The organism is bacterium (assembly GCA_030648955.1).
Classification (GTDB): Bacteria; Patescibacteriota; Minisyncoccia; order Phycocordibacterales; family JAUSHB01; genus JAUSHB01.
Window position 1 is genome coordinate 161,594 of the sequence record JAUSHB010000013.1, and the last position, 24,159, is coordinate 185,752.

Annotated in this window: 34 protein-coding genes and 1 pseudogene; 30 read left to right on the plus strand and 5 right to left on the minus strand. The window is 41.8% G+C overall.

Annotation, left to right across the window (positions count from 1 at the left end):
* Nucleotides 1-86 precede the first annotated feature (86 nt).
* The 28 genes and pseudogenes from Q7S11_03925 (at nucleotide 87) to Q7S11_04060 (ending at nucleotide 19,764) form a co-directional block, all read left to right on the plus strand.
* On the plus strand, nucleotides 87-1,112 hold the full coding sequence (locus Q7S11_03925; GenBank protein ID MDO8572885.1) for a hypothetical protein: 1,026 nt from the start codon (nucleotides 87-89) through the stop codon (nucleotides 1,110-1,112).
* Between the two features lie 20 nt (nucleotides 1,113-1,132).
* A complete protein-coding gene (locus tag Q7S11_03930) occupies nucleotides 1,133-1,564 on the plus strand; it encodes a hypothetical protein (protein MDO8572886.1) in 432 nt (143 codons plus the stop codon).
* A gap of 33 nt (nucleotides 1,565-1,597) precedes the next feature.
* Nucleotides 1,598-2,212, plus strand: coding sequence for a hypothetical protein (locus tag Q7S11_03935; GenBank protein MDO8572887.1), 615 nt, complete (start codon nucleotides 1,598-1,600; stop codon nucleotides 2,210-2,212).
* 68 nt (nucleotides 2,213-2,280) lie between these two features.
* Nucleotides 2,281-2,559, plus strand: a complete 279-nt coding sequence (locus Q7S11_03940; GenBank protein ID MDO8572888.1) for a hypothetical protein — start codon at nucleotides 2,281-2,283, stop codon at nucleotides 2,557-2,559.
* Nucleotides 2,560-2,594: 35 nt separating this feature from the next.
* Nucleotides 2,595-3,035 (plus strand): hypothetical protein, encoded by a 441-nt coding sequence (locus Q7S11_03945; protein MDO8572889.1) that lies wholly within the window; start codon nucleotides 2,595-2,597, stop codon nucleotides 3,033-3,035.
* A 394-nt stretch (nucleotides 3,036-3,429) separates the two neighbouring features.
* On the plus strand, nucleotides 3,430-3,792 hold the full coding sequence (gene rpsS / locus Q7S11_03950) for a 30S ribosomal protein S19 (protein MDO8572890.1): 363 nt from the start codon (nucleotides 3,430-3,432) through the stop codon (nucleotides 3,790-3,792).
* 3 nt (nucleotides 3,793-3,795) lie between these two features.
* A pseudogene (gene rplV / locus Q7S11_03955) lies at nucleotides 3,796-4,122 on the plus strand (50S ribosomal protein L22).
* A 105-nt stretch (nucleotides 4,123-4,227) separates the two neighbouring features.
* A complete protein-coding gene (gene rpsC, locus Q7S11_03960; GenBank protein ID MDO8572891.1) occupies nucleotides 4,228-4,887 on the plus strand; it encodes a 30S ribosomal protein S3 in 660 nt (219 codons plus the stop codon).
* Between the two features lie 5 nt (nucleotides 4,888-4,892).
* Nucleotides 4,893-5,318 carry a 50S ribosomal protein L16 gene (gene rplP / locus Q7S11_03965; GenBank protein MDO8572892.1) on the plus strand — a complete coding sequence of 142 codons (426 nt, stop codon included), beginning with the start codon at nucleotides 4,893-4,895 and terminating at the stop codon, nucleotides 5,316-5,318.
* A 38-nt stretch (nucleotides 5,319-5,356) separates the two neighbouring features.
* Nucleotides 5,357-5,557, plus strand: coding sequence for a 50S ribosomal protein L29 (gene rpmC, locus Q7S11_03970; protein MDO8572893.1), 201 nt, complete (start codon nucleotides 5,357-5,359; stop codon nucleotides 5,555-5,557).
* A gap of 70 nt (nucleotides 5,558-5,627) precedes the next feature.
* Nucleotides 5,628-5,876 carry a 30S ribosomal protein S17 gene (rpsQ, locus tag Q7S11_03975; GenBank protein ID MDO8572894.1) on the plus strand — a complete coding sequence of 83 codons (249 nt, stop codon included), beginning with the start codon at nucleotides 5,628-5,630 and terminating at the stop codon, nucleotides 5,874-5,876.
* 4 nt (nucleotides 5,877-5,880) lie between these two features.
* A complete protein-coding gene (rplN, locus tag Q7S11_03980) occupies nucleotides 5,881-6,252 on the plus strand; it encodes a 50S ribosomal protein L14 (GenBank protein ID MDO8572895.1) in 372 nt (123 codons plus the stop codon).
* Between the two features lie 10 nt (nucleotides 6,253-6,262).
* Nucleotides 6,263-6,568, plus strand: coding sequence for a 50S ribosomal protein L24 (rplX, locus tag Q7S11_03985; protein MDO8572896.1), 306 nt, complete (start codon nucleotides 6,263-6,265; stop codon nucleotides 6,566-6,568).
* A gap of 102 nt (nucleotides 6,569-6,670) precedes the next feature.
* Nucleotides 6,671-7,249, plus strand: a complete 579-nt coding sequence (rplE, locus tag Q7S11_03990; GenBank protein MDO8572897.1) for a 50S ribosomal protein L5 — start codon at nucleotides 6,671-6,673, stop codon at nucleotides 7,247-7,249.
* A 271-nt stretch (nucleotides 7,250-7,520) separates the two neighbouring features.
* Nucleotides 7,521-7,706: a type Z 30S ribosomal protein S14 gene (locus tag Q7S11_03995; protein ID MDO8572898.1), complete on the plus strand. Its 186-nt coding sequence runs from the start codon at nucleotides 7,521-7,523 to the stop codon at nucleotides 7,704-7,706.
* 83 nt (nucleotides 7,707-7,789) lie between these two features.
* Nucleotides 7,790-8,179 (plus strand): 30S ribosomal protein S8, encoded by a 390-nt coding sequence (gene rpsH / locus Q7S11_04000; protein ID MDO8572899.1) that lies wholly within the window; start codon nucleotides 7,790-7,792, stop codon nucleotides 8,177-8,179.
* 29 nt (nucleotides 8,180-8,208) lie between these two features.
* Complete coding sequence (gene rplF / locus Q7S11_04005) at nucleotides 8,209-8,742, plus strand: 50S ribosomal protein L6 (GenBank protein ID MDO8572900.1); 534 nt, start codon at nucleotides 8,209-8,211, stop codon at nucleotides 8,740-8,742.
* Between the two features lie 96 nt (nucleotides 8,743-8,838).
* Complete coding sequence (gene rplR, locus Q7S11_04010) at nucleotides 8,839-9,189, plus strand: 50S ribosomal protein L18 (protein MDO8572901.1); 351 nt, start codon at nucleotides 8,839-8,841, stop codon at nucleotides 9,187-9,189.
* A gap of 47 nt (nucleotides 9,190-9,236) precedes the next feature.
* On the plus strand, nucleotides 9,237-9,980 hold the full coding sequence (locus tag Q7S11_04015) for a 30S ribosomal protein S5 (GenBank protein ID MDO8572902.1): 744 nt from the start codon (nucleotides 9,237-9,239) through the stop codon (nucleotides 9,978-9,980).
* A 5-nt stretch (nucleotides 9,981-9,985) separates the two neighbouring features.
* Nucleotides 9,986-10,480: an uL15 family ribosomal protein gene (locus tag Q7S11_04020; protein ID MDO8572903.1), complete on the plus strand. Its 495-nt coding sequence runs from the start codon at nucleotides 9,986-9,988 to the stop codon at nucleotides 10,478-10,480.
* A 78-nt stretch (nucleotides 10,481-10,558) separates the two neighbouring features.
* Entirely contained in the window at nucleotides 10,559-11,830 is a 1,272-nt protein-coding gene (gene secY / locus Q7S11_04025; protein ID MDO8572904.1) for a preprotein translocase subunit SecY, read from the plus strand.
* 100 nt (nucleotides 11,831-11,930) lie between these two features.
* On the plus strand, nucleotides 11,931-12,524 hold the full coding sequence (locus Q7S11_04030; GenBank protein ID MDO8572905.1) for a nucleoside monophosphate kinase: 594 nt from the start codon (nucleotides 11,931-11,933) through the stop codon (nucleotides 12,522-12,524).
* A gap of 90 nt (nucleotides 12,525-12,614) precedes the next feature.
* On the plus strand, nucleotides 12,615-13,376 hold the full coding sequence (gene map / locus Q7S11_04035) for a type I methionyl aminopeptidase (GenBank protein ID MDO8572906.1): 762 nt from the start codon (nucleotides 12,615-12,617) through the stop codon (nucleotides 13,374-13,376).
* A 124-nt stretch (nucleotides 13,377-13,500) separates the two neighbouring features.
* A complete protein-coding gene (locus tag Q7S11_04040) occupies nucleotides 13,501-16,242 on the plus strand; it encodes a type IV secretion system DNA-binding domain-containing protein (protein ID MDO8572907.1) in 2,742 nt (913 codons plus the stop codon).
* Nucleotides 16,243-16,291: 49 nt separating this feature from the next.
* On the plus strand, nucleotides 16,292-16,768 hold the full coding sequence (ndk, locus tag Q7S11_04045; protein MDO8572908.1) for a nucleoside-diphosphate kinase: 477 nt from the start codon (nucleotides 16,292-16,294) through the stop codon (nucleotides 16,766-16,768).
* Between the two features lie 308 nt (nucleotides 16,769-17,076).
* Nucleotides 17,077-17,484, plus strand: a complete 408-nt coding sequence (locus Q7S11_04050; protein ID MDO8572909.1) for a hypothetical protein — start codon at nucleotides 17,077-17,079, stop codon at nucleotides 17,482-17,484.
* A gap of 135 nt (nucleotides 17,485-17,619) precedes the next feature.
* A complete protein-coding gene (locus tag Q7S11_04055; GenBank protein ID MDO8572910.1) occupies nucleotides 17,620-18,996 on the plus strand; it encodes an MBL fold metallo-hydrolase in 1,377 nt (458 codons plus the stop codon).
* 162 nt (nucleotides 18,997-19,158) lie between these two features.
* Entirely contained in the window at nucleotides 19,159-19,764 is a 606-nt protein-coding gene (locus tag Q7S11_04060) for a hypothetical protein (protein ID MDO8572911.1), read from the plus strand.
* Between the two features lie 59 nt (nucleotides 19,765-19,823).
* On the opposite strand, the gene rplT is transcribed toward Q7S11_04060, so the two are convergent.
* The 5 genes from rplT to Q7S11_04085 all read right to left on the minus strand — a co-directional run bounded on the left by rplT (nucleotide 19,824) and on the right by Q7S11_04085 (nucleotide 22,496).
* The gene (rplT, locus tag Q7S11_04065) at nucleotides 19,824-20,168 is read right to left on the minus strand and encodes a 50S ribosomal protein L20 (GenBank protein ID MDO8572912.1); all 345 of its coding nucleotides are present in this window, start codon (nucleotides 20,166-20,168) and stop codon (nucleotides 19,824-19,826) included.
* Between the two features lie 70 nt (nucleotides 20,169-20,238).
* Nucleotides 20,239-20,421, minus strand: coding sequence for a 50S ribosomal protein L35 (locus Q7S11_04070; GenBank protein ID MDO8572913.1), 183 nt, complete (start codon nucleotides 20,419-20,421; stop codon nucleotides 20,239-20,241).
* 183 nt (nucleotides 20,422-20,604) lie between these two features.
* Complete coding sequence (infC, locus tag Q7S11_04075; protein ID MDO8572914.1) at nucleotides 20,605-21,231, minus strand: translation initiation factor IF-3; 627 nt, start codon at nucleotides 21,229-21,231, stop codon at nucleotides 20,605-20,607.
* 202 nt (nucleotides 21,232-21,433) lie between these two features.
* Nucleotides 21,434-21,826, minus strand: a complete 393-nt coding sequence (locus Q7S11_04080; GenBank protein ID MDO8572915.1) for a hypothetical protein — start codon at nucleotides 21,824-21,826, stop codon at nucleotides 21,434-21,436.
* Between the two features lie 247 nt (nucleotides 21,827-22,073).
* Nucleotides 22,074-22,496, minus strand: a complete 423-nt coding sequence (locus Q7S11_04085; GenBank protein ID MDO8572916.1) for a hypothetical protein — start codon at nucleotides 22,494-22,496, stop codon at nucleotides 22,074-22,076.
* 213 nt (nucleotides 22,497-22,709) lie between these two features.
* On the opposite strand from Q7S11_04085, the gene Q7S11_04090 reads away from it, so the two are divergent.
* Together Q7S11_04090 and Q7S11_04095 are read left to right on the plus strand one after the other, a co-directional pair.
* Nucleotides 22,710-23,069 carry a hypothetical protein gene (locus tag Q7S11_04090; GenBank protein MDO8572917.1) on the plus strand — a complete coding sequence of 120 codons (360 nt, stop codon included), beginning with the start codon at nucleotides 22,710-22,712 and terminating at the stop codon, nucleotides 23,067-23,069.
* A 391-nt stretch (nucleotides 23,070-23,460) separates the two neighbouring features.
* A partial coding sequence (locus Q7S11_04095) for a hypothetical protein (GenBank protein MDO8572918.1) occupies nucleotides 23,461-24,159 on the plus strand: 699 nt, incomplete at its 3' end.

A 24,159-nucleotide genomic window follows, 5' to 3' on the forward strand; every position in this document is an offset into this window, starting at 1 on the left:
ATAAGATGGCGGGGGGTTATCCACATCCTCGCGTGCGGAATAATTGTCTAAATAGTTGTATACTATTCTACATAAGCACTTTTTCTATGCAATTTTTTAAACCACTTAGACACACACTATTATCAATAACTCTCGCCGTTATTCTCTCGGTGCTGGGCGGGTGGTTTATTTTTGGAGGGGGAGCAACAGAAACTCAAATAGTATCGGCTGGTTCAACAGACAACTTATCTGGTTATGCATGGAGCTCAAATATTGGTTGGATTTCGTTTAATTGCATAAACCCACTCGAAAATTGTGGCACGTCTAACTACGGTGTTCATATCGCTAATGACACATTAAGATTTACTCCGGGGGCAAAAAGTGATATTACGGGAACAGCATGGAGCTCAAATATTGGTTGGATAAGTTTTGACCGAAATAAGACGGGCAATCCGCCGTCAAGTGATATAGGTTCAGGAGTTGGACCAATTGCACAAATTACTTGGTCTCCAACACCCTATATGAGCGGTTGGGCGCGCGCGCTTGCGGGATGTCAGAATATTCTTGGGGTTCCTGCGTCTTCTTGTTCTGGAAGTGGTCCCGGGTTAGCTTCTGGTGGCTGGGACGGATGGATCAAACTTCGCTCGACAGTTGGCGAACCAAATTATGGCATTACTCTAAATTCCGCAACAAATAAACTCACTGGATTTGCATGGGGTGGTGATGTGGTTGGGTGGGTTAAATTTGCCTCAACGGTTGGTGAGCCAAGTTACGGAGTTGTGTTTACTCCAATCGGGACACTGCCTCCAGTAGGCTGTGGAATTGCAAATAATGTTCCAGTTGCACCTCCAACAGGACCAATATCCGCAAATCTTTGCAGTGATGGATCAACACCTCTTGTTACCAACAACAATACAACCGCTCCATATTCTTGGAGTTGGACGTGTGCGAACGGGGGTTCTCCGGTTTCGTGTAGTGCGCCATACACCCAATGCTCCGATGGCATTGATAATGATGGAGATACTCGTATCGATAACAATGCTGGTAATGATGACCCTGGCTGTAAAGATTCGTTGGGGGTTTATAGTCCAACGCGCAACAATGAGCGGAATTTCAAATTTAATGAATTCTAAAAAGTAAATTTTATTAACCTATGGATCAACAAAATCTTCAAAATAATACTGGTACAACAAGTCATGCTCACCGAAGTATTGTGGTGATTAGCGCACTTGTTGTTGTTGCCGTCATTATTTTAGCGATAATATGGGGAATTACGGGCGGTTTTTCCGGGAATAGTGTAAATAAAGATGAGCAAGCAGCACAGCAAGCCGCGCTAGAGCAAAAAGCTCGTGAAGACGCAAAACTAGCCGCACAAAAAGCGCTTTTAGCACAGCAAGCTATGGAATCACAGCAAATTATACAAGACAGGAACATTAAACCGCCCACAGAAGCTGAACTCAAACAACAGGCCGAAGCATCAAAAAAGATTATACAGGAAAGAAATATCAAACCGCCTACACAAGCAGAACTTGACCAGCAAGCCAAAGAGTCTGATGCCCTACTTAAATCAATGCAACAAAATTAGCCAATTATAAACTTTATCTATCTTACAAACTTTATGAACATTCTCACATCCCTCCGCACCCTTCTCCTTGCTCTCATTCTCTCAATCGGCGTCTCCTATGCCTATGCGGCATGGTCACCTCCCTCAACATCACCAACAGGGGGAAACACTGATGCGCCAATAAATGTGGGAGGTGTGACTCAAGTGAAAGCAGGAGCACTGACGGTGAATGGGTTACTGACGGCGGTGTCAAAGCTTATGGTTGGAGGAGCAGGAACCCCTCCAGGAGGTCTTACGCTTGGAGTGATAGGGAATGTGGGCGCTGATAAATATTGTGATAGAAATGGGAATAATTGTATTTCGGCTGGAATTGGCGCCGGGGGAATTCAGAAGCGCGTTACGGGTACGTGTAGTGGCGGAAATTTTTTGGTTGGAGTTAATCCTGACGGATCGGTGAATTGTGCTGCGGCATCAGGTGGAACCCAATTTTATCAATGCCCAAATATTCAAAGATCAATAAACGAGGGTGGTACTACATCGTATTGTCCCACAAATTGCACAGGTCAACTTTCAACCAGTAATACATGTACCTATCAAGAACCTGATGTTCAATGGCCTTGCGTTAACGGTAATAATCAATGGCAGAGTGCGAGTTGTTCGGCAGTTTAGTAATAAGAAAAATCCTAAGTTAAAATTGAAATTTGTAATACCCTGGGTGTGGTGTAGAATTAAGAAATATGGCAAAGAAAAAAGTAACCATTGAAGATTTAGCGCGGATAACCAAGAGCGGTTTCGATGTAGTTGATAAACGCTTTGAGCAGGTTAATACGCGCCTTGACGGTATTGATACACGCCTTGATGGTATCGACACACGTCTTGATGGTATTGATGTGCGTCTTGACGGCATGGACACTCGTCTTGATCGTATCGAAAACCTTCTCATTCGCGCTCACGAAAGTCGTATTGAGAAATTGGAAGATGATATGAGAATTCTTAAAACTTTAGTAGGAAAATAAATAATCAAATTATTAACCATTAACTTTATAATACCATGAACATCCCCACCTCCCTCCGCACTCTCCTCCTCGCCATCATTCTCTCAATCGGTATCTCCTACACCTACGCCACATGGGCACCTCCTACGGCAACACCAACAGGGGGAAACACTGATGCGCCAATAAATGTGGGAGGTGTGACTCAAGTGAAAGCAGGAGCACTGACGGTGAATGGGTTACTGACGGCGGTGTCAAATGTTGTTGTGGGAGGCAACATTGCAACACCAACACTCTGTCTTAGTGGAGACTGCAAAAGCGCATGGCCAGTTGTTAGCGGCGCTGCGGTAACAAAAACCATCCAAGTTTATCAGTGCCCACAACTTACTGGTTGTTCCGCAATAAATCAATGCCTCGGGCAACTATCAGCTAACAGTAGTTGCCAATACTGTATAGGGGACACAAGAAGTTGTGATCCCAAGGGATACCTTATGCAGTAACTTGACTACGGAGGTGAGGCCCAACCTCCGTATAACGCAAGGTTCATAGAGTTCTAAGGACAGTCCTTGGATGGAATAGTTTCTTGCAACGCAATAACATTCAATTGTTCTCCTGCCGGATATCTTGTCCTGTAATATCGTGTAATTTGACATCCGCTCCTGATTTGTATAGTATGTGAAGCAATCCCGCACTCGGGATTGTTTTAATTTAAATTAAGGAGTCCTAGCTTTGCTTGGGCGACTATAATTTATTTAACCGAGCACTCAGTTCAAGTAACACCCTCGTTATTTTTTACGACTGAAAACCGTGTTTGTCGGCTAGTATTTGATGATACTACACTGAGTGCTCGGTGTTCAATTTTGTAATTCACTTGCGTTCATAACGAAAATTGGCATGACCCGATCACTTAAAAAAGGACCATTCATACACCCTTCAATTTTGAAAAAAATTGCAGGCAAGAAACCGCTTCAAACCGGAGTTATTAAAACATGGTCGCGCGCGAGCCAGATCGCCCCGGAAATGGTAGGGTTTACCTTCGGTGTCTATAATGGCAAGGTACATGTCGATGTGTTAGTAACAGAAGAAATGGTGGGGCATCGTTTAGGAGAATTCTCACCAACAAAGAAATTCCTTCGCCACGGAGGTAAGATGCAGAAAGAGCTTGAAACAAAGAAGAAAGAGGCTGAAATTACTGCGGCACAATCTGCAAAAGCGGCTACAACTGAATCAAAAGCTCCGGTAGCACCTAAAAAATAATCTATGATTTCCGCAACCCTAAAAACATACCGTCAATCTCCCCGAAAGGTCCGCCTTGCATCAGACCTTATTAAGGGTAAACCTGTTCTTATGGCATTGGCGCAGCTCAAGTTTCTTTCCAAGCGCGCATCAAATCCGATTGAAAAACTTTTGAATTCTGCGATTGCGAATGCCGAACACAATTTTGGTGCAACGCGTGCAGAACTTATGGTGAAAGATATTCGCGTGGATAAAGGAATTGTTTTTCGCCGGTCTATGCCACGCGCACGAGGATCAGCATCTCCTATTAGGAAGCGCACGAGCCACATCGTGATTGTTCTTGCAAAGCAAGAACAATCAAAAATCAAAAATAAAAGTGCAAAAATCAAAATTAAGGAATCGCCCTCGGCGATACAATAATTTTGAACTTTAATATTTAAATTTTTAATTTTATTTATGTCGCATCGAGTGCATCCATATTCACATAGACTAGGAATCATCAGGGACTGGAGGGCCCGTTGGTTTGGTGGCAAAAAAGAATACCGCGAATTTCTCCGTGGAGATATTATGTTGCGTGAGTATCTCACCAAGCGCCTCCGTGGCATGTACATCGCTGGTGTTGAAATGGAGCGAAATGAAAAAGCATTCCGCGTTATCATCAGAACTTCTCGTCCGGGAATGATTATTGGACGAAGTGGCGAGGGTGCAACCAAACTTCGCGAAGATATTATGAAGTACGCGAAGAAGCTCAAGCTTCCTATTCCTGCTAATTTTAAAATTGATATTGAAGAGATAAAATCGCCGGAATCAAATGCGGCCATTGTTGGTCAAATGATCGCCGAAGGTCTTGAGAAGCGTCTTCCTTTCAGAATGGTGATGAAGCAAACGATTGAAAAAGTAATGGCAAACCGCGATGTCAAGGGAGCAAAGATTGCCATGTCGGGCCGTCTCGGCGGTGCCGATATGAGCCGAAATGAAGGGATCAAGCGCGGTGGAGTGCCACTACAGACGTTCCGTGCGGATATTGATTTTGCACGCGAGAAAGCATATCTTCCTTATGGCGTAATCGGCATCAAGGTTTGGATTTACAAAGGACAGGTGTTTGAGAAAAAATAAAAACCATGTTGTTTCCTAAAAAAGTAAAATTTAGAAAATGGCAAACTCGCCGGAGAAATCCTAAAAAGGTCTCTCCTGAAACCAGGGGCATTACGCTCGCCTTCGGCTCTTTTGGGTTGAAAGCACAAACTGCAGGACGCATAGAATCTAAGCAACTTGAAGCGGGTCGTAAAACCATCAGCAGAACACTTGATAAGGCAGGAAAGATATGGATCCGCGTCTTCCCAGATCGTCCGTTCACCCAAAAGGCTGCGGAAGTGGGCATGGGCAAGGGAAAGGGGGATCCTCAAGGGTATCAGGCTGAAGTAAGACCTGGCAGGATTATTTTTGAGGTTGACGGTGTCGAAAAAAGCATTGCAACAGAAGCACTCCGTAAGGCTGGTGCAAAACTTCCCATTAAGACTAAAATTGTTGCACGCGAAGGAATGTAACATTGACGTTGTTGTCGAAAAAGCTAGAATACAAGATCATGCAAGACATACAAAACAAACCATCCACTGACCTTCGTAAGGAGCTTGGAGAAAAGCGTGAATCGCTTCGCCAGTTTCGTTTCAATGTTTCGGGCAGTAAAATCAAGAATGTAAAGGAAGCGTTGGCATTACGCAAGCAGATTGCGAGAATATTAACATTACTGGGAGCAAGAGAAACTGATGAGAAAAAAGTAACTTAATATCTTAGTAGATAGTATTTTAGATTAAAACCAAGACACTACTAACATGCTAGTATACTAAAATTAAACCATGGAACATAAAGATAAAAAAAATAAAAAAAGGATAAAGGGTGTCGTTGTTTCTGATAAAATGCAGAAGACGGTTGTTGTCTTGACGCACCGTTTTGAGAAGCATCCCAAATACGGAAAATTCATGAGAATCAGCAAAAAATATAAAGCGCATGATGAGAACAATAAGTACAAAATCGGCGACACTGTGCTTATAGAGGAGACTCGGCCGATATCAAAAGATAAGACATTTATTGTTGTCGAAGAATAATACTATGATTCAACCGCGATCCATTGTAAAAATAGCAGACAATTCCGGAGCAAAAATCGGGCGAGTATTCAAAGTGCTGGGAAGCTCCAAAAAGCGCTACGCGCAGATTGGCGATATTGTCGTTCTTTCTGTTCGTGTTGCGGAACCAAGAAAAGCGGCAAAGAAGAATGACGTCGTGTACGGACTTGTTGTCCGCCAGCGTAATGCATTTAAGCGTGATGACGGTTCGTATATTCGATTCGATGAAAATGCGGTCGTTCTTGTCGAAAAAGAAAAGAAAGAACCGACGGCGGGAAGAATTTTCGGTCCAATCCCCCGTGAGATCGGCGAATTAGGATTTCAGAAGATTGTGTCGCTTGCGCCGGAAGTCGTTTAAGATATATATCATGAAAATAAAAAAAGGAGACAACATAATAGTGATTGCCGGAAAAGATAAAGGCAAAAAAGGAAAAGTGGTGCGCGCTTTGCCGGCAGACTCTAGGGTTGTTGTGGAGGGGATAAATATGCGCAAAAAACACCAGCGAGCTGGTAAAGGACGACAAAAGGGGCAAATCATTGATATCGCGATGCCCATCCATGTTTCCAATGTCATGGTTGAAGATCCAAAATCTGGAAAACAGACACGTGTTGGGGTAAGAATTGCAGCCGGGAAACGAATTCGCATTGCAAAAAAAAGCGGCACGGAATTATAACAAAGTTTTCAGTTAAATAGTTTGTAGTTTTTAGAGAAAAAACGATAGAATCTTTCAAACTAAAATTAAAAACCAATAACTACCAACTAAAAACTAACTATCATGGAATCAGTCAAAATAAAAGAAAAAAAAGCATTCGATACACTCAAGGGGCAATTTGGGTATAAAAATCCGATGGCAGCACCGCGCCTCGTTAAGGTGATCGTGAGCAGTACCACAGGGTCTTCAAAGCAAAAAGGCAGGAATGAGCTTGTTGCGGACCGTCTTGCAAAAATCACGGGGCAGAAGCCAACATTGCGAGGAGCGAAAAAATCCATCGCATCGTTTAAGCTTCGTGAGGGTGAAAAGATTGGCGTTATCGCAACGCTCCGAAAAAACAGAATGTATGGATTTCTCGATAAATTCATTAATATTGCGGCACCAAGAACGCGTGACTTCCGGGGATATAATAGAAAAAGCATTGATGTTATGGGGAACCTCACTCTCGGACTCAAAGAACAGACGATTTTTCCAGAGACCGTCGACGAAGATCTCAAAGATGTCTTTGGTATGTCGGTTACTATCGTAACGAGCGCGAAAAACAAAGATGAAGCCACCGCATTCTTCGAGCTTCTTGGTGTTCCCTTCAAAAAACAAGGCGTGGAAGAAGAAAAGAAAAAAAGAGCGAAAAAGAAGAAATAGGCGTTGCGTTAAAATGTTGAATGTAGCCTACAAAGGTTTGACAATATCCGCTGATTTGTTAAGATACCCACACGCTCATTGAGCATTGTTTTTATTCAAATTCCGTCCAATCCACCTCTCTCCTTCTGAATTATTGTTTTAAAGCAGAGTTTAGAAGGAAAAAGGTGTGATATTGGACAGGAGAAAAAGCTTCAATAGCTTCCAAAGCTTCAAAATATTTAAAAGCTAAGCAGCTAACGAAGCTTAAGAAGCTAGAAGCTTCTTAATTATTATGGCAAAAACATCAGTTATTGCGCGAGCAAACAAGAAACCAAAATTTAGCAGTCGTATCGTGCGTCGCTGTTTTCGTTGTGGTCGTAAGCGCGGCTATATGCGAGATTTCAACCTTTGTCGTATTTGTTTTCGAGAATATGCAAACGAAGGTATGATTCCAGGAGTTAAGAAATCAAGCTGGTAGAAGAAGTAGAAAGTCATAAAGTCCATAAAGTGGACATAAGACTTTAAAGACTTTCGACTTTATAAACTTTATAGACTACATCAATGGATCCAATTGCAGACATGTTAGTGAATATCAAAAATACCGCGACGGCGGGCAAATCTTTTGCGCTTGTTCCTTATTCTAAACTCAAGTTTTCAATCGCTAGTATTTTGGTGGATGAAGGATATTTGAAATCTGTAGCAAAACGTGGTAAAAAAGCAAAAAAATTCATAGAGCTTGAAGTAACTTACGATATCGACAAAAAGCCAAAGATTAGTGGTGTATCGCGCATCTCAAGGCCATCTAAAAGAGTATACTATGGCACAGGAGATGTAAGACCGGTACGAAATGGACACGGGCTTCTCGTTCTCTCCACTCCTAAAGGAATACTTACTGGGAAAGATGCGCGGAAAGAACACGTTGGCGGGGAGGCGTTGTTTAAAATTTGGTAATAGCGACGCTATAAACGAATAACACACATATGTCACGAATCGGAAAACAAATTATTTCCATACCAGCAAAAACTGAAGTCATACAGCATGATGGTGTTATTACCGTTAAGGGACCGCTCGGGGAACTCTCACGTCCCTTCAATAACACAATCGATATAACAATCACCGAGAACGCGATCAATCTTATTCCAAAAGAAGTAACTGCTACAACGCAAGCTCTTTGGGGAACCTATGCTGCTCATATAAAAAATATGATTGCAGGAGTGAATAAGAAATTTGAAAAAAAACTTATCGTGGAGGGTATCGGATTTCGCGCAGAAGTTTCAGGTGAAAATATGATATTTAACCTTGGTTTCTCACATAAAATAACGGTTCCCATACCAAAAGGTATTTCAGTGGTAATCGAAAAAACAATCATAACAATTTCTGGGATTAATAAAGAACTTGTCGGTTATTTTGCGGCATCATTGAGAGATCTCAAGAAACCGGAACCATATAAGGGAAAAGGTATACGTTACGAGAAAGAAGTTATCAGAAGGAAGGAAGGAAAGAAATCGGTCTAACAAAGTTTTCAGTTAAATAGTTTGTAGTTTTTAGAAAAAAATGGGAGAATCTTTAAAACTAAAAACTAATAACTACCAACTAGAAACTAACTAAACATGAAATCATCAAACATAAAAACAGCAAAGCGTGATCGCAGACGCAAGCGCATCAGGGCAAAAATCTCTGGTACTTTGACATTGCCCCGTCTTTCGGTATTTCGATCAAATAAGTTTATTTATGCGCAACTTATTGATGACGAGAAAAGTAAAACACTTATGTCCGCATCAGACCATTCCGTGAAGGGGAAAACTAAAATGGAACGTGCTAAAAAAACCGGTACAACCCTTGCAGAGGAAGCCAAAAAGAAACATATTACCAAGGTCGTTTTCGACCGCGGAGGATTTTCTTACGCGGGACGAGTAAGAGCATTGGCGGAAGGTGCTCGAGAGGGAGGGCTTGTATTTTAAAATAATATAGCTTCAGGAGCTAACGAAACTAAAAATTAATAAAAAACATGGATATCCAAAGCAAAACAGCTCAACCCGTGAAAGAAACTCCCGTAGAATCTAAAGAAGTTTCAACACCAATAGTATCAACAGCTCCCGGGAAGCCTGTTGCCCAGGGCGGGAGAGATACTAGAAATTTTCGACAAAATCATCGTCCCACAGGGAAAGGAGGGAGTGGAAGGCGAGGGGGTGGTGGAAGACCACATCGTTTTTCTCATGAACGTGCACGCCCTGAATTTGAGCATAAGGTAATCAATGTAAGGCGAGTAACTCGCGTTGTTGCTGGAGGGCGCAGGTTCGCCTTTAGTGTTGCGCTTGTTGCGGGAGATCGCAAGGGTTCGGTCGGTGTTGGTATCGGAAAAGCCGGCGATACTGCACTTGCAATTGAGAAAGCGATGCGAAGCGCGAAGAGAAACATGATCAAGATTAAACTCACCAAGAACATGTCAATCCCTCATGATGTTAAGGAAAAATTTTCAAGCGCCCGCATTATTATGATGCCCGCTTTGGGACGAGGGATTATCGCGGGAAGTTCCGTGCGAAACGTGCTTCATCTTGCTGGAATCAAAGATGTGACGGCAAAAGTTCTTTCAGGAAGTAAGAATAAGCTTAACATTGCTCGAGTCGCAGTAAAGGCACTGAGCACATTCGCAGAATCGAAGAAAAAAGCGGGTGAGTCCCATAAAACTTCAATAGTCTCTCATCCTTTAAAAACATTTGAGGCGAAACAAGCGGAAGAAGCTAAAAGCTAATCAACATGCAGATACACGAATTAAAACGAAATACAAAAAGCAAACAGAAGCGTCAAATTGGACGTGGTGGTAAGCGTGGAAAAACTTCCGGTCGTGGAACAAAAGGTCAGAATGCTCGCGCAGGAAGAAAAAAACGTCCTGAACTTCGAGATATGATCAAAAAATTTCCGAAACTACGAGGAACAAGTACTCATGGTCGTTTTACTTCCTTAAGTAAAAAGGTCACTGTTGTTTCTCTTAAGACTATCAACGACGCATTCCCCAAAGGCGGAGAAATCAATCCAGCGACATTGGCTGCAAAAGGTGTTATCTTGAAGAAAGGTTATACGTATCCACGAGTGAAAATTTTGAGTGACGGCGACATCACCTCCAAGATAATTGTTTCGGGGTGCGAAATATCCAAAGGCGCTTTGGAAAAGATCAAGAAAGTGGGGGGAAGTGTAGCAAATGTAAAAATTAAAAATCAAAGTTCAAAATCACAAGTGAAAGTTATAAAATAAAAGAACGGGAAAAATGAAAAAATTTTTCAATTTTAGACTGTAGTTTTACATTTTGATATTTAATTTTTTATTTTACTTATGAACGATTTCTTACAAAAAACAAAGCTTATTATACAAGACAGTATTCTTCGCAAAAGAATCTTGTTTGTCTTCTTTGCGCTAGTCATTTTTCGCTTTCTTGCAAACATCCCTATTCCTGCTGCGGGGGGAGCACGGCTCGACGAGCTTCTTGCGGGCAATCAAGCACTCGGATTTCTCAATGTCATTACCGGTGGTGGGCTTTCTGCGGTTTCAATTGTGATGTTGGGTGTTGGGCCATACATTACCGCTTCAATCATCATGCAGCTTTTGACCATGATGTCCGCAAAACTCAAGGCGCTTTACCATGATGAAGGAGAAATGGGAAAGAAAAAATTTACCCAATATTCACGACTCCTTGCGGTTCCTCTCGCCCTTGCGCAAGGGTTCGGACTTTTATTCTATCTTAAAAGTCAGGGAGTAATTGGCAGTCTTGCGGGGTTTGATTTTCTTGTGAACATAATTATCGTTGCCGCAGGATCAATTCTCCTTATGTGGATTGGCGAGCTTATTTCAGAATTCGGTATTGGTAATGGTGTATCGCTCATTATCTTCGCGGGGATTGTCGCTAGTCTTCCCGCGACCACTTCCCAGCTTTTGTATACCTTTGACGTATCACAACTGCCGGTATATATCGGAGGAATTCTTGCGGCAATCGCAATCATCGCAGGAGTTGTCATTGTGACCGAAGCAGAACGCCCTATTCCTATTACCTATGCAAAACGTGTCCGTGGGATGAAGGTATATGGCGGCGTTTCAACGTATCTTCCTTTGCGTGTTAATCAAGCGGGCGTTATCCCAATTATTTTCGCACTTTCGATTCTTATTTTCCCGCAAGTTCTGCTTAACTTCCTTGGTGGGGTGGGGAACTCTGTTGTTTCCGGTGTAGCAAAAGCTGTTGGCGGTTTTCTTTCAAATACATGGGTAAACTCCATTTTCTATTTTGTGTTGGTATTTCTCTTTACATATTTTTATACGGCTGTTACGTTTGATCCAGATTCTATTGCGACCAATCTTCAGAAGGGTGGCGCATTTATTCCCGGTGTTCGTCCCGGGGCGTCCACCTCGCTTCATATCAGTAAAATTTTGACTCGCATCACGCTTGTTGGCGCGACATTTCTCGGCGTGATTGCTGTCTTGCCTCTTATTATGAAAACTATTACCGGCATTACCGCGCTTGCGGTTGGTGGTACCGCCCTCCTCATTGTTGTTTCAGTTGTTCTTGATCTCATTAAGAAAGTTGACGCGCAGATCTCTATGAGGGAGTATTAAGAAAGTGCAAAGTTTAAAAATCAAAATTCAAAATTTAGGTATTTGCCTACGGCGAATTCGTTAATTTTACATTTTGATATTTACAGTTTACACTTATACCATGTCTCCTCAAACATTCATTTTTATCGGCAGATCAGGTTGCGGAAAGGGAACACAAGCCGATCTTCTTCAAAAATATCTTAAAACACAGGACCCCGGTCGTGAGATTTTTTATTTGGAAACAGGCAGTCGTTTCAGGGATTTTATCAAGGGCGATAGCCTTTCAAGTAAGCTTTCGCTCGCTATTTCACAAGAGGAGAAGCTTCAACCAAGCTTTCTTGCGGTGTGGATGTGGTCGCACCTTTTTATTGAAAACCTCAAGGGTAATGAGCATATTATAAGTGACGGGACTCCGCGCTCAGTCGACGAGGCTCGCGTCCTTGATTCTGCGATACGGTTTTATGATCGTATGCCGGCATACGTTGTTTATCTCAATGTCTCTCGAAGCTGGGCGGAAGACCGTCTTCAAAACCGAGGACGAGCAGACGATCAAAACAAGGATAGAATCAAGAAGCGACTTGATTGGTTTGAAACAGATGTATTGCCTGCAGTCAATCACTTGCGAGAACACCCTGAATATCGTTTTCTTGATATCAACGGAGAGCGGCCGCTTGAAGAAGTACACAAGGAAATCATAAAAAATATTAAAGTGTAAATATCAAAATGTAAAATTATGGAATTCGCCGTAGGCGAATACGAGAATTTTGAACTTTGATTTTTTAATTTTAAATTTAGTAAAGCGATCATGGGAATGTTTAAAACAGTAAAAGAGATCGAAATTATGCGCGAGTGTGGCAAACGCCTCGCGCATGTTTTGGATGAAGTTGAAAAAGTTATAACTCCCGGAAAAACTCCGGGGGAGCTTGATGAATTAGCGAAAAAATTAATTATTGGTTTAGGGGATGAGCCATCTTTTCTTCATTATTGGCCAGAGGGAGCAAGTAAGCCATACCCTGCGACACTCTGCGTATCAACTAATGACGAAGTTGTTCACGGTATTCCCGGAAAGAAGAAGTTCAAAGAAGGAGATATTGTGAGTATTGATCTTGGTATTAAACATCAGGGATATCATTCTGATGCGGCGCGTACGGTTCCCGTGGGGGAGATTGACGACAGTGCGCGTAAACTTATTGATGGAACGCGCGAAGCGCTTGCGGCAGGAATCAAGGTCGCACGTGCAGGAAATCACATTGGAGACATCGGTTCAGCTGTTTCTCGCGTAATCAAGATGCATGGTTTTAGTATCGTTGAAGAATTGGGTGGACATGGCATTGGAACAGAAGTACACGAAGAACCGCACATACCAAACTATGGAAAGCCCGGCGAAGGAATAGAATTGAAGGCAGGCATGACTATTGCTATTGAGCCCGTAGTAAACGAAGGGAGCGGTAAAATACATCTCAATGCAGACGGCTATACATTCAGAACAAAGGACGGCAAACGAAGTGCTCATTTTGAGCATACTGTACTAATCACCAAGGGAGATCCGGAGGTGCTCACTAAATAATCTTAGGTGGTATACTTAGTATGTATAAATTTTTTATGTAAATTCTGTTACAATAATATTCCCCCATCTTTAAATTTTTAGATTGTAATTTTATATTTTGATATTTGCATTTTGAATTAACATCATGGAAACAACGCCCTCTATTGAAGCGCCGAAAAAATTAGGTCACCCTCAAGAAGAAATTGATTTTTTAAACAAAAAAATCGCATCGCGTGTGCATGAATTCAAAGAGCACGGCGGTACTATCGCGCGCACAGAAGCAATTTCGCGGGAGATCAAATCATATCAGGCTACTCCCGCAGAGCAGATTCTTGAAGAAAAATATCGCATCAATATGGATGAGATTAAAGGAATTGCATGGGGGCTTAGCGCAGAGCATGACCATAAACTTGATTCACTCATTGAAATTCTTGGGAAAAAGGGGATTAAAAACGCACTCTCGGTTTGCGAGGAACTTGGGAGTCCTCACATAGAAGATGACTTTCACCGTTTTTTGGTTCAGTACCTAGCGCATGGGAGTGTTATTCCAGGACTTAAAGAGGGTACACCTCTTTCAAAAGCCCTCCACATGAAGCTCTATGAAGTAACACTTCCACCAGTACGCACTGAAGGTGAAAAGCACACATTTGCGGAGCTCGTGTCCGCGATGAGCCATTTTTATTCGGGCATGCTTTCGGTTGGAGGAAATTCTCGAGGAGTATCAGCAAATTATTTTGCACTAGAGGTGAGTAATGGAAATGCAAGCGAAGAGGTTATTTTTTATGCCGCTACCCCCACTTCAAGGGCGGAACTATTTGAAAAGCAAATCCTTGCTGTGTATCCTCATGCACGCATCAAAGAGCACGAGGAAGATTACAATCCATTTAACGACCAAGGTGTTACTGTCGCTTCGGTTGCTATATCGGCAAGAAATCCCGCTCTCACCATAAAAACATATAAAGAATTTGATCATGACCCGCTTCATGTGATTGTAAATGCTTTTTCCAAGATTAAAAAAGACGGCGAGGGGGCCGCACTGCAACTCATAATTTCCCCATCAGGTGAATCATATAATCAACGTTACAAAATGGCGCTTACTAAGGTAAAGAAGGGAGTATCCCTTAAAGAGGCGCTTCAGGGGATTGCCGTAGAAATCACAAAAGGATTTTTGGGGATTGCAAAGGAATTGATATCCGGACCACCCAAAAAGAATGAGGATGAGAAAGAAAAGCACATTGACGAAACCACCGTAAAACTGCTTGAACAAAAAATAGCTTCTCCAATTTTTGAAACAAACATTCGCATTATTACATCTGCGGAAACCGAATCTCGCGCAGAGGCGATTCTCTCCGATCTTGAATCAGCGTTCAATCAGTTTGGAAAAACGGAAGGGAATAGTATCGCATGGAAACGCGCCAAAGGAGGACATCTTTCACGCACACTGTATGACTTCTCATTCCGAGCATTTTCAGAAAATGAAGCAATCCCTCTCAATGCCGATGAACTTACGACGATGTTTCACTTTCCGGTCGATGAAATACAATCCTCCCACCTCAAAGAAGCCAAGGGGGCATCCGCATCGATTCCTGCAGGAATACAATCCCAAGGTATTATTCTTGGATTAAATAAATATCGTGGAGGAGAAACCCAAGTTCATTTTGGAAGAGAGGACAGAATGAGACACTTTTATGCGATTGGACAGACAGGAACCGGTAAAACAAATCTTCTCAAAAATATGATTATGCAAGATATTGTTAATGGCGATGGAGTTTGCATGATCGACCCGCACGGGACCGACATCGCAGATATTTTAAGCATTATTCCAAAAGAACGCATTGACGATGTAATATATTTTGACCCTGCGTATACCGCACGACCTATGGGACTTAACATGCTCGAGTATGATACGCGTTATCCTGAACAGAAAACTTTTGTTGTCAATGAAATGTTGTCGATTTTCAGTAAACTTTTTGACATGAAAGTTGCCGGCGGTCCTATGTTTGAACAGTATTTTCGTAATGCGACCATGCTTGTGATTGAGGATCCCACAACAGGGAATACGCTCCTTGAAGTGTCTCGCGTGCTTTCAAGTTCCATGTTTCGAGAACTTAAACTTGCGCGATGCAAAAATCCTGTCGTTGTGCAGTTCTGGCGCGAAGTTGCAGGAAAAGCGGGGGGCGAAGCATCTCTTGCAAATATCGTCCCCTACATCACGAGCAAGTTTGACGTGTTTCTCGCGAACGATATCATGCGTCCGATTGTCGCGCAGGAAAAATCGGCATTTAATTTTCGACATATTATGGACGAGAAAAAAATTCTTCTCGTTAATCTTTCAAAGGGGCGGTTAGGCGACATCAACTCAAATTTGATCGGCCTCATTCTTGTGGGGAAGATTCTTATGGCGGCACTCTCGCGCGTCGATTCTCTTAATGAAAAGTTGCCTGATTTTTATTTATATATTGATGAGTTTCAAAATGTTACCACTGATTCGATTGCAACAATTCTTTCCGAAGCGCGCAAGTACCGGCTTTCTCTCAATGTTGCCCATCAGTTCATTGCGCAACTTGATGAGAAGATCAAGGATGCAGTGTTTGGTAACGTAGGTTCTCTTGTCGCATTTCGTGTTGGCGCGGAAGATGCGGAAACCCTTGAACCGCAATTCGCGCCCGTATTTACAGCGCACGACATTATGAATCTCGACAATTACAACGCCTACCTCCGTTTGTTGTCAAGCAACCAACCAGTAAAGCCGTTTAATATTGAGACACTCCCCTTTACTCGGGGGGACTTAATGGTTGCTCAAAATGTTAAAGAACTCTCGTATCAGAAATATGGGCGTGATCGCGCAGAGGTTGAAGCGGAGATCATGAAAAAGTATGCAAAATAGCTTCTCTGTGATAGAATTCGAAAATTAATTTGTTAAATCATTTATTGCTATGCTCCACCCAAAAGAAGAAAGAACGTTGATTATTATGAAGCCCGATGCTCTTCAGCGGAGTCTCCTTGGGGAGATCATTCATCGCTTTGAACGTAAAGGACTCAAGATCGTTGGAATGAAGATGATGGAACTTGGTGACGTGATCCTCGAAGAGCATTATGTGCACCACAAAGACAAACCATTTTTTAAAACACTTAAAAACTATATGAAATCTTCCCCGGTTGTGGTTATGGTACTCTCCGGCATTAACGCAATATCGGCAACGCGGCTCATTATTGGTCCCACAAAAGGTTATGAAGCTGATGCGGGTAGTATTCGCGGCGACTTTTCTTTAAGTAGTCAATCAAATATCGCGCATGCTTCTGATTCCAAGGAATCTGCTGAGCAAGAAATCAAACGATTTTTCAATAGCGACGAATTATTTGATTATCAAAAAAACGATTTCAATTTTGTCTATTCCGAAGAAGTGTTTTAGGGATTTTTACGGTTCGGCCTGCCTGCCGGCAGGCCCCAGGAATCCCCAAGGTCAGACCTTCACCAAAATCACCTTGTGATATAACGATAAATTTTCTATTGCTAAAAATTTCGGTGGGTCTACAATTAAGACAGGGTTATTTGAAGTATTGTCTAGACTAAATAATTTTTTCAGGGAATCCAAATCGCGGCATGCTTCGGCATTACGTTGCGGATGCCCACCTAGCAAAAAACTAGGGAAATACTCAAATAGCCCTTTCTATGAACCCCTCCCATTGCGTGGAGGGGTTTGTATTCGAAAAAAACAAAATGAACAAAAAATCATTTCCTCCGTCTCTCGTATTCTTTGTACTGACCATTCTAGCCTTTCAAATTATTGCGTTGTCTTTTTCTTGGTATTGGCGCATTTGGTGGTTTGATATGCCAATGCATTTCGCGGGGGGTCTATGGATTGGTCTCTCGGTACTCTGGATTGTTTTTTTATCTGAGAGGTTTTTACACACGTTACCACAAAATACTTTAAATACATTTTTTATCGGCATACTTTCGGTATGCGCAGTTGCCATTGCATGGGAAATTTTTGAATATATTGTTTACATACTATTTCCGCACGGGAGCCCTTATGACATATTCGATACTATGAGCGATATTTTTTTAGGACTTATGGGCGGGGTTATCGCCTCTTTATCTTTTTCATGGAAACGATATTTTTCTTAACCGAGCACTTAGCTTTAATCTTCAATATTACCCGGTGGAATTAGGAGTAGACTCTATGTTATACTAGGGGAAAGATAATAACTAAGTGCTCGGTGATGATTTTAAAAACTCATTTCACTCGTTAAAAAATCAACCATGGAAAACACCAACAACCCGTCAATATCATTTTATGGAGCCGCACGTACTGTAACCGGCTCTAATTTTTTACTACAAAATAAGGCTGGGACTGAAAAAATACTCATAGATTGCGGGTTTTTTCAAGAAGGAAAGAATGGGGAGCGTAAAAACCACGACCCATTTCCTTATGATCCCACCACTATACAGGCAATTTTTGTGACACATGCTCATATTGACCACATAGGGAGAATCCCGAAGCTCGTCCGTGAAGGATTTCGTGGAAAAATATACTCGACTAACCCTACCAAAGAACTTGGTCACATTATGCTTCTTGATAGTATGCGTGTTTTAAGCAAAGAGGCGGTACAAAATAAAAAAGAAGTTCTTTACGATGAACATGATGTTGAAACTACAATGGGACTTTGGGAGGGGATTCCTTATCATAGTGAAGTTACTGTTGGTAAAGAGTTTCGTGCGGTATTTAAAGATGCAGGTCATGTGCTCGGATCAGCGATGGTACAATTCACCCACCAGGATAAAAAAATTGTTTTCACGGGAGATCTTGGTAATTCACCCGCTCCGCTTCTTCGCGATACGGAAACAATCAACGACGCAGATTATTTGATTATGGAAGCTGTATACGGTGATCGCAATCATGAAGAAAAGGACGAGCGGAAGAGCAAGCTTGAAGATGTGATTGAAGACACCATAAGTCGCGGAGGAGTTCTTATGATTCCGGCATTCTCTGTCGAGCGAACGCAGGATCTTTTATTTGAGCTCAACGAACTTGTTGAACACAACCGCATTCCGAAAGTTCCTGTTTTTCTCGATTCGCCACTTGCTATAAAAGTTACTGAAGTTTACAAAAAAAACGAGGAATATTTTAACAAGGATACAATATTTGATATTCGGACGGGTGACGACATTTTTAATTTCCCTATGTTGAAATTTACTTCCGATAGCAGGGATTCAATGTCTATCAAGGATGTAAAAAACCCAAAGATTATCATGGCGGGATCGGGGATGTCGAATGGAGGAAGGATTCTTCATCATGAAAAAAACTATCTCCCTGACCCCAAAAGCACGTTATTACTCGTTGGCTATCAGGCAGTGGGAACATTGGGGCGAGCGCTTGAAGAGGGGGCGAAAGAAGTAATTATCAAAGGAGAGAAAATTCCCGTGCGTGCACGAGTTGTGGTCATTGAAGGGTATTCTGCCCACAAAGACTCAAATGCACTTTTTAAATTCGTTGAAAATACGGCAGATTCTGTGAAAAAAGTTTTTCTTGTGCATGGAGAACCGAAATCACTTCTATTTTTTGCGCAGAAACTTCGGGATTATCTTGGAGTCAATACTGTTGTGCCGGAGGAGGGAGAGCGAGTAGAGCTCCTGTAACTTTTAACACAAAACCTATAACATGTAAGGCAAGAAAGATGAGTAAAAAATTAATAGGTTACAAGTTGTGGGGTACAGGTTACAAAAGGGCTGTTTCAAAATGGTAAAAACATAGAAAATTATGTTACAATCATCCAAATAGATTAGGAGATAAATTATTTTATGGGCAACGAAAAACACCAGCATTTGAAATTAAAGATCTGCGTTTCAGGCGCTGCTGAAACAGGACATTGCGGGGAGGGTGCTATGGAAAAGGCACAGGAACTGGGGAGGCAGATTGTCGGACAAGGAGCGATTTTGGTAACGGGTGCGACCACGGGGTTCCCGTTCTGGTCAACCATGGGGGCAAAAGAAGGCGGAGGAGTTTCTGTCGGGCTTTCACCTGCATCTACCGAAAGGGAACACGCCGAGATCTACGGGCTTCCACTTGATTATCTCGACATGATTATCTATACGGGGTTTGGATACTCGGGGAGGAATCTCTTGCTTACCCGTTCTTCGGATGCTGTTATTATCGGATGTGGTAGAATTGGGACGATCAATGAATTTACTATTGCCTACGAAGATGGCAAGCCCGTCGGAATTCTTGAAGGGTCATGGGAGACTGATGAAGTAATTAGAAACATTCTCGAAAAAGGACACCGTGGAAGCGAGAATGTGGTTTTTGACAAAGACCCGAAATCTCTCGTAGCAAAAGTCATAGATCTTATTAAAAAACAAAAAATTGAAGACCGCGAGTCTACTAAAGATGTAAGAGGTAGGGGGTGATAATGATTTTATGGTAATTAAAAAAATCCTCCGCTTTAGGCCGGAGGATTTTTTTTAATCTATTTTACTTCTTTCACAATTCGTTCAAATGTTTCAGGATGGAACTCAGCTAGTTCGGCGAGGATTTTTCTATCAAGCGCGATACCTTTCTTTTTGAGTGCGCCGATGAATTTGCTGTAAGAAATTCCAAATGGTCGAACCCCAGCATTAATCTTGATATTCCAAAGTCTTCGAAAATCATTTTTCTTCTGGCGACGATGGGTGAATGCATATTTCCCCGCATGGACAATCGCCTCGTGCGCCTGGCGTTCTTTGGTGCTTCTGCCAAAGCGATATCCCTTAACTTGTTTAAGGACTTTCCTTCTTCGTTTTAATGCATTTACCCCTCCTTTAACTCTTGGCATAACAATTTAGTTGATAGGTTGATAAGTTCCTGACGTTTCAGTCGGAATACCGACTGTATGTCGGGATTTATTAGTTTGCTAAAAATCTGCTGATATCGCTTTGAGTCATTATAAACGGAAGAGCACGCTTTTTATTAAGTTGCTTTACTCTGCGCTCTTTCGCATTAAAATGGTTACCCCCCGCTTTTCTTCGGAGTATTTTACCATTCTTTGTTACCTTAATTCGTTTTGAGAATGATTTGTTAGTTTTCATGATAGGTTTTGGTGAACGACCTAAATTTCTTACGAGCAATGCAAGTATAGAAATTGGAAGTACTCCTGTGGTGCGAAGTGAGCTACAAAATCATCACTCTGTGAAATAAAAATCTTTCGGATTTTTCCTTGCGCGGTGCGCAAGTATTTCACTGGAGTTTGAAATTACGTTCACCCTATTTCGTTAATTTTTTAAACCGCCGATTTTTACTTGCTCTACTACGTTGGCTTTACCTCCGTCTACCGTTGATTTAACAGGAGGAACCGATTCAGCTGGTTTCTCGATGGGTTTGCTGGTTTTTACGAAACGCTCGATGGTCATTGTAAGACCCTTCATCCCTTTCTCTGGCCCACTTGAGACTTTGTAGTCTTCGGATATGAGGTTTAAAATTCTCCCGAGGCGTTCTTTTTTAAAACTCATCTCTGCATATTTGGTTCTCCCGACAATATAAAGATCAATCTTGACCCGATGCCCTTCACGAAGCCACTTTGAAATACTTTTTGCCTTGAGCTCTAAATCGTGTTCCGAAGTCCCAATTTTTATCTGAACCGTTTTTGTTTCCGTAATATGGGACTTTGACTTGATTTCCTTTTGTTTCTTGTTCTGCTGATACTGGAATTTACCATAATCCATGATTTTCGCAACAGGAGGGACGGCATTGGGGGAGATTTCGATTAAATCGAGTTCTCGTTTTATTGATTCCTCAATTGCTTCACGAAACGAAAGGACACCTAAGTTCTCACCATCGTCGGTCACTACCCGAAGCTCTGCAGCACGTATCTGGTTGTTTATTCGAATTCTTGGTATCAAAGTCTTAAAATGAAATCCGCTCAGGAACTCGGATTTGTGTTGCTAGTATAGAGGAAATAGCATAAAAGGTCAACCCCATTGTGGGCAGGACACATATGCGTTGAGTGGTAAATGGGTAAGTGCGAAATGATTATTTTTTACAAGAATTTAGTGCACGATATAATTATATGTGTGTTCGGTGACTCAAAACGGGAATAAAGTCCTATGCCCCATGTTGTCTGCGCCACTCATCTTCTTTTTTTCGCGTTTTTCCTTGTCCTTCCATGCCATGAGTACCCATCACGTTCTTTATTTTTTCCAAATCCTTTTTGTATTGAGGTGTTTGTGTTATTTTTTTGATTTCCTCGCCAACCCTCTTGATAATATCAATTTTACCTTGCTCACTTAATACATCTTCTCCCGCATCAGAATCTAGATTTTCTGGTTTTTCTGCTATTTTTGATGCAAGTACCAATTTTCCCATATCATCTAGTTCGTCCATGTTCATTATCTCTCGAACCAATCTCTCAATCTCCTCTATTTCTTGGGGGTTTAAATGTTCATTCGCTCCGCTGGTATCAATAGGAGAATCGTTTGTTTCAAATTTAAAATTCATATTTTTTTATTTCTTAATTACAATCAATTATCTCGCAGGAGAAACATAAAGTAAACCCCCATATTCATAGAAGTATTTTTTTACAATAATAAATACCAGCGTGTTATCACTCAAAAATCATTACCAGCGGACTCCTTCTTAAGTTTTTAGTAAGCCATAATGTTAACACAATATCATTGTGTATGGGGGAAACCCAAAACAAAACCCGCCATAACATAGCGGGTTGGAAGAAAATTTTCCTAATTAACTATATTATTGTAAGTTTATTGGTATCAACCCACACTGATTTTTTTGAAGCATTAAGTTTCCTGATGCATGCTTGCATATCACCACATTCCCCTTCCCCATTGTTTTTCTTGTCATTACCGAGTTTTCCAATAGGTTTAATCCGAAGCGCTGTGACCTTTCTGCGTGTTCCTCGATATTCAACAATTCGACCGTTGAAAGTTTCAAGGTTATCCTTAATAAAACCTACACGCGCTTCGGTGTTATAGGTACTATCCAGTTTCCCGCGACGTATGTAACTGAGCATACCAGAACAGGTATCTGACGAAAGATTAAAAGCATTCGCATCAATACCATACACTACTAAAGCCCCTCTCACGTCTTCGGGCTTTACAAATACAGATGTCACCTCAATTCCATCACTGAACCCATTTCCTGTATCCATATAAATCTCCATATGTGATTGGGGAAAATCATTTCCTTTCACAGTTAACACTTTTTATGGTATCGTGTCAACCCCATCGGATGTTAAAAAAATTAGACATAGTCTCTATGGTCGGGTCAATGTTGACTCGCAACTCCTTTTCAAGTAGCGTTATCCTTGGAAACATTGGCTAGTCAATTGAAATCAAACTATTAAGGAGCAAGGAGTGGAAAAATGAAGAATGATATTTTCGCGTTTTGGTATTGCAATCGAACAATACTTCTTTACGCATTCGTGTTTTCAGTTGGATTTTCTATGGCCGTACTTTTTAGGGATACCCCCGCAGTACCCATCGGAATTATTCTTATGGCATTTGTTGCCGCGAGTATTAAATGGCGAGGCATGCCCTTAGAAGATTCGTCGCAGAAATTTTCCACACAAGAAGATGAAATAAAACACGAAGTAATGAGGATGTGGGAGAGGGAAGAGCCATCATGGGCTCTTCCTGTGGCTATACTTGTTTCGATTGGTATTTTTTTTGGAACACTTGTTGTGGGGGTGTATTTCAAAATGGTTATTTTTTCAATGATGTAGTTTTTTTTAAGTAATGTACTTAAAACACCCACTCGGAAGAGGGGGTGTTTTACTTTTTGATATAAGTCGGTGGCAAATCGTTTACAAAGAAAAAAATGATCGAAGACATTTTCTTGTAATTGAACTTAACGTGCATGAGCACAAAAAACAACATGGAGATGTGGGAATCTTCGATCTGTTGCATTTTACCCCTAGTTCAGGTATAAGTACTGTAGGAATATTACATGCTAGTTTTACTTGCTACTATTGCTTAAAACTGCATGTTTGTGCTCATTTTCTCTTATAAAAATCTAGGCTTTGGTCTATCTCAAATATACCTAGAATCATACTTTTATCATTAAGTAGGCGTGGTCTGTAGCACTGTTGTGTTCTTGTGCCACGCATATAATATATGAACCAATTTCCCATTTTTACTTCACAAAAAACGGTAAGTGTGTTGTTCGTGCTTAGTTTTTTGATCGCACTATCCGCATTTCTTCCCCACCCCGCCTCAGCCCAAACCATCACCATTGGTGAAACCGCAATCTTAGCCACAGACGATAGTGGCAACGGCAATCTCCTTGTCGCACAACAAACGACACTCTCCCAAACAGGAACGATTCAAAGCCTTTCATTTTATGTCACCACAGCGAGTGGCAATCTCCGCCTCGGTATCTACGATGCAACCGGTCCCGGCGGAGGTCCTGGCACAAAGATGGCAGAAACCAATTCATTCACTCCCACCACCGGCTGGAACACGGCAACTGTCATCACCCCAGCATCTCTTCCCGGAGGCACCTACTGGCTTACATATCTCCCGAGTAGTAGCAGTCTCGGATTCAAGCTCGACTATAATGGTCAAGCCAAATGGTATGCTTACACTTATGGCGTTATGCCCACAACATACTCAACTGCTCCTGCAGGAGGTTCTTATCATTGGTCATTCTATGCGACACTAGATGCAACACCACTAACCCCCGACACCACCGCTCCTACCACTCCCACCAACCTTTCCGCAACTGCAGTTTCTTCGTCTCAAATTAACTTGAGTTGGAATGCTTCCACCGACCCAACTGTAGCCGGAGAAACCACATCAGGAGTTGCACACTAC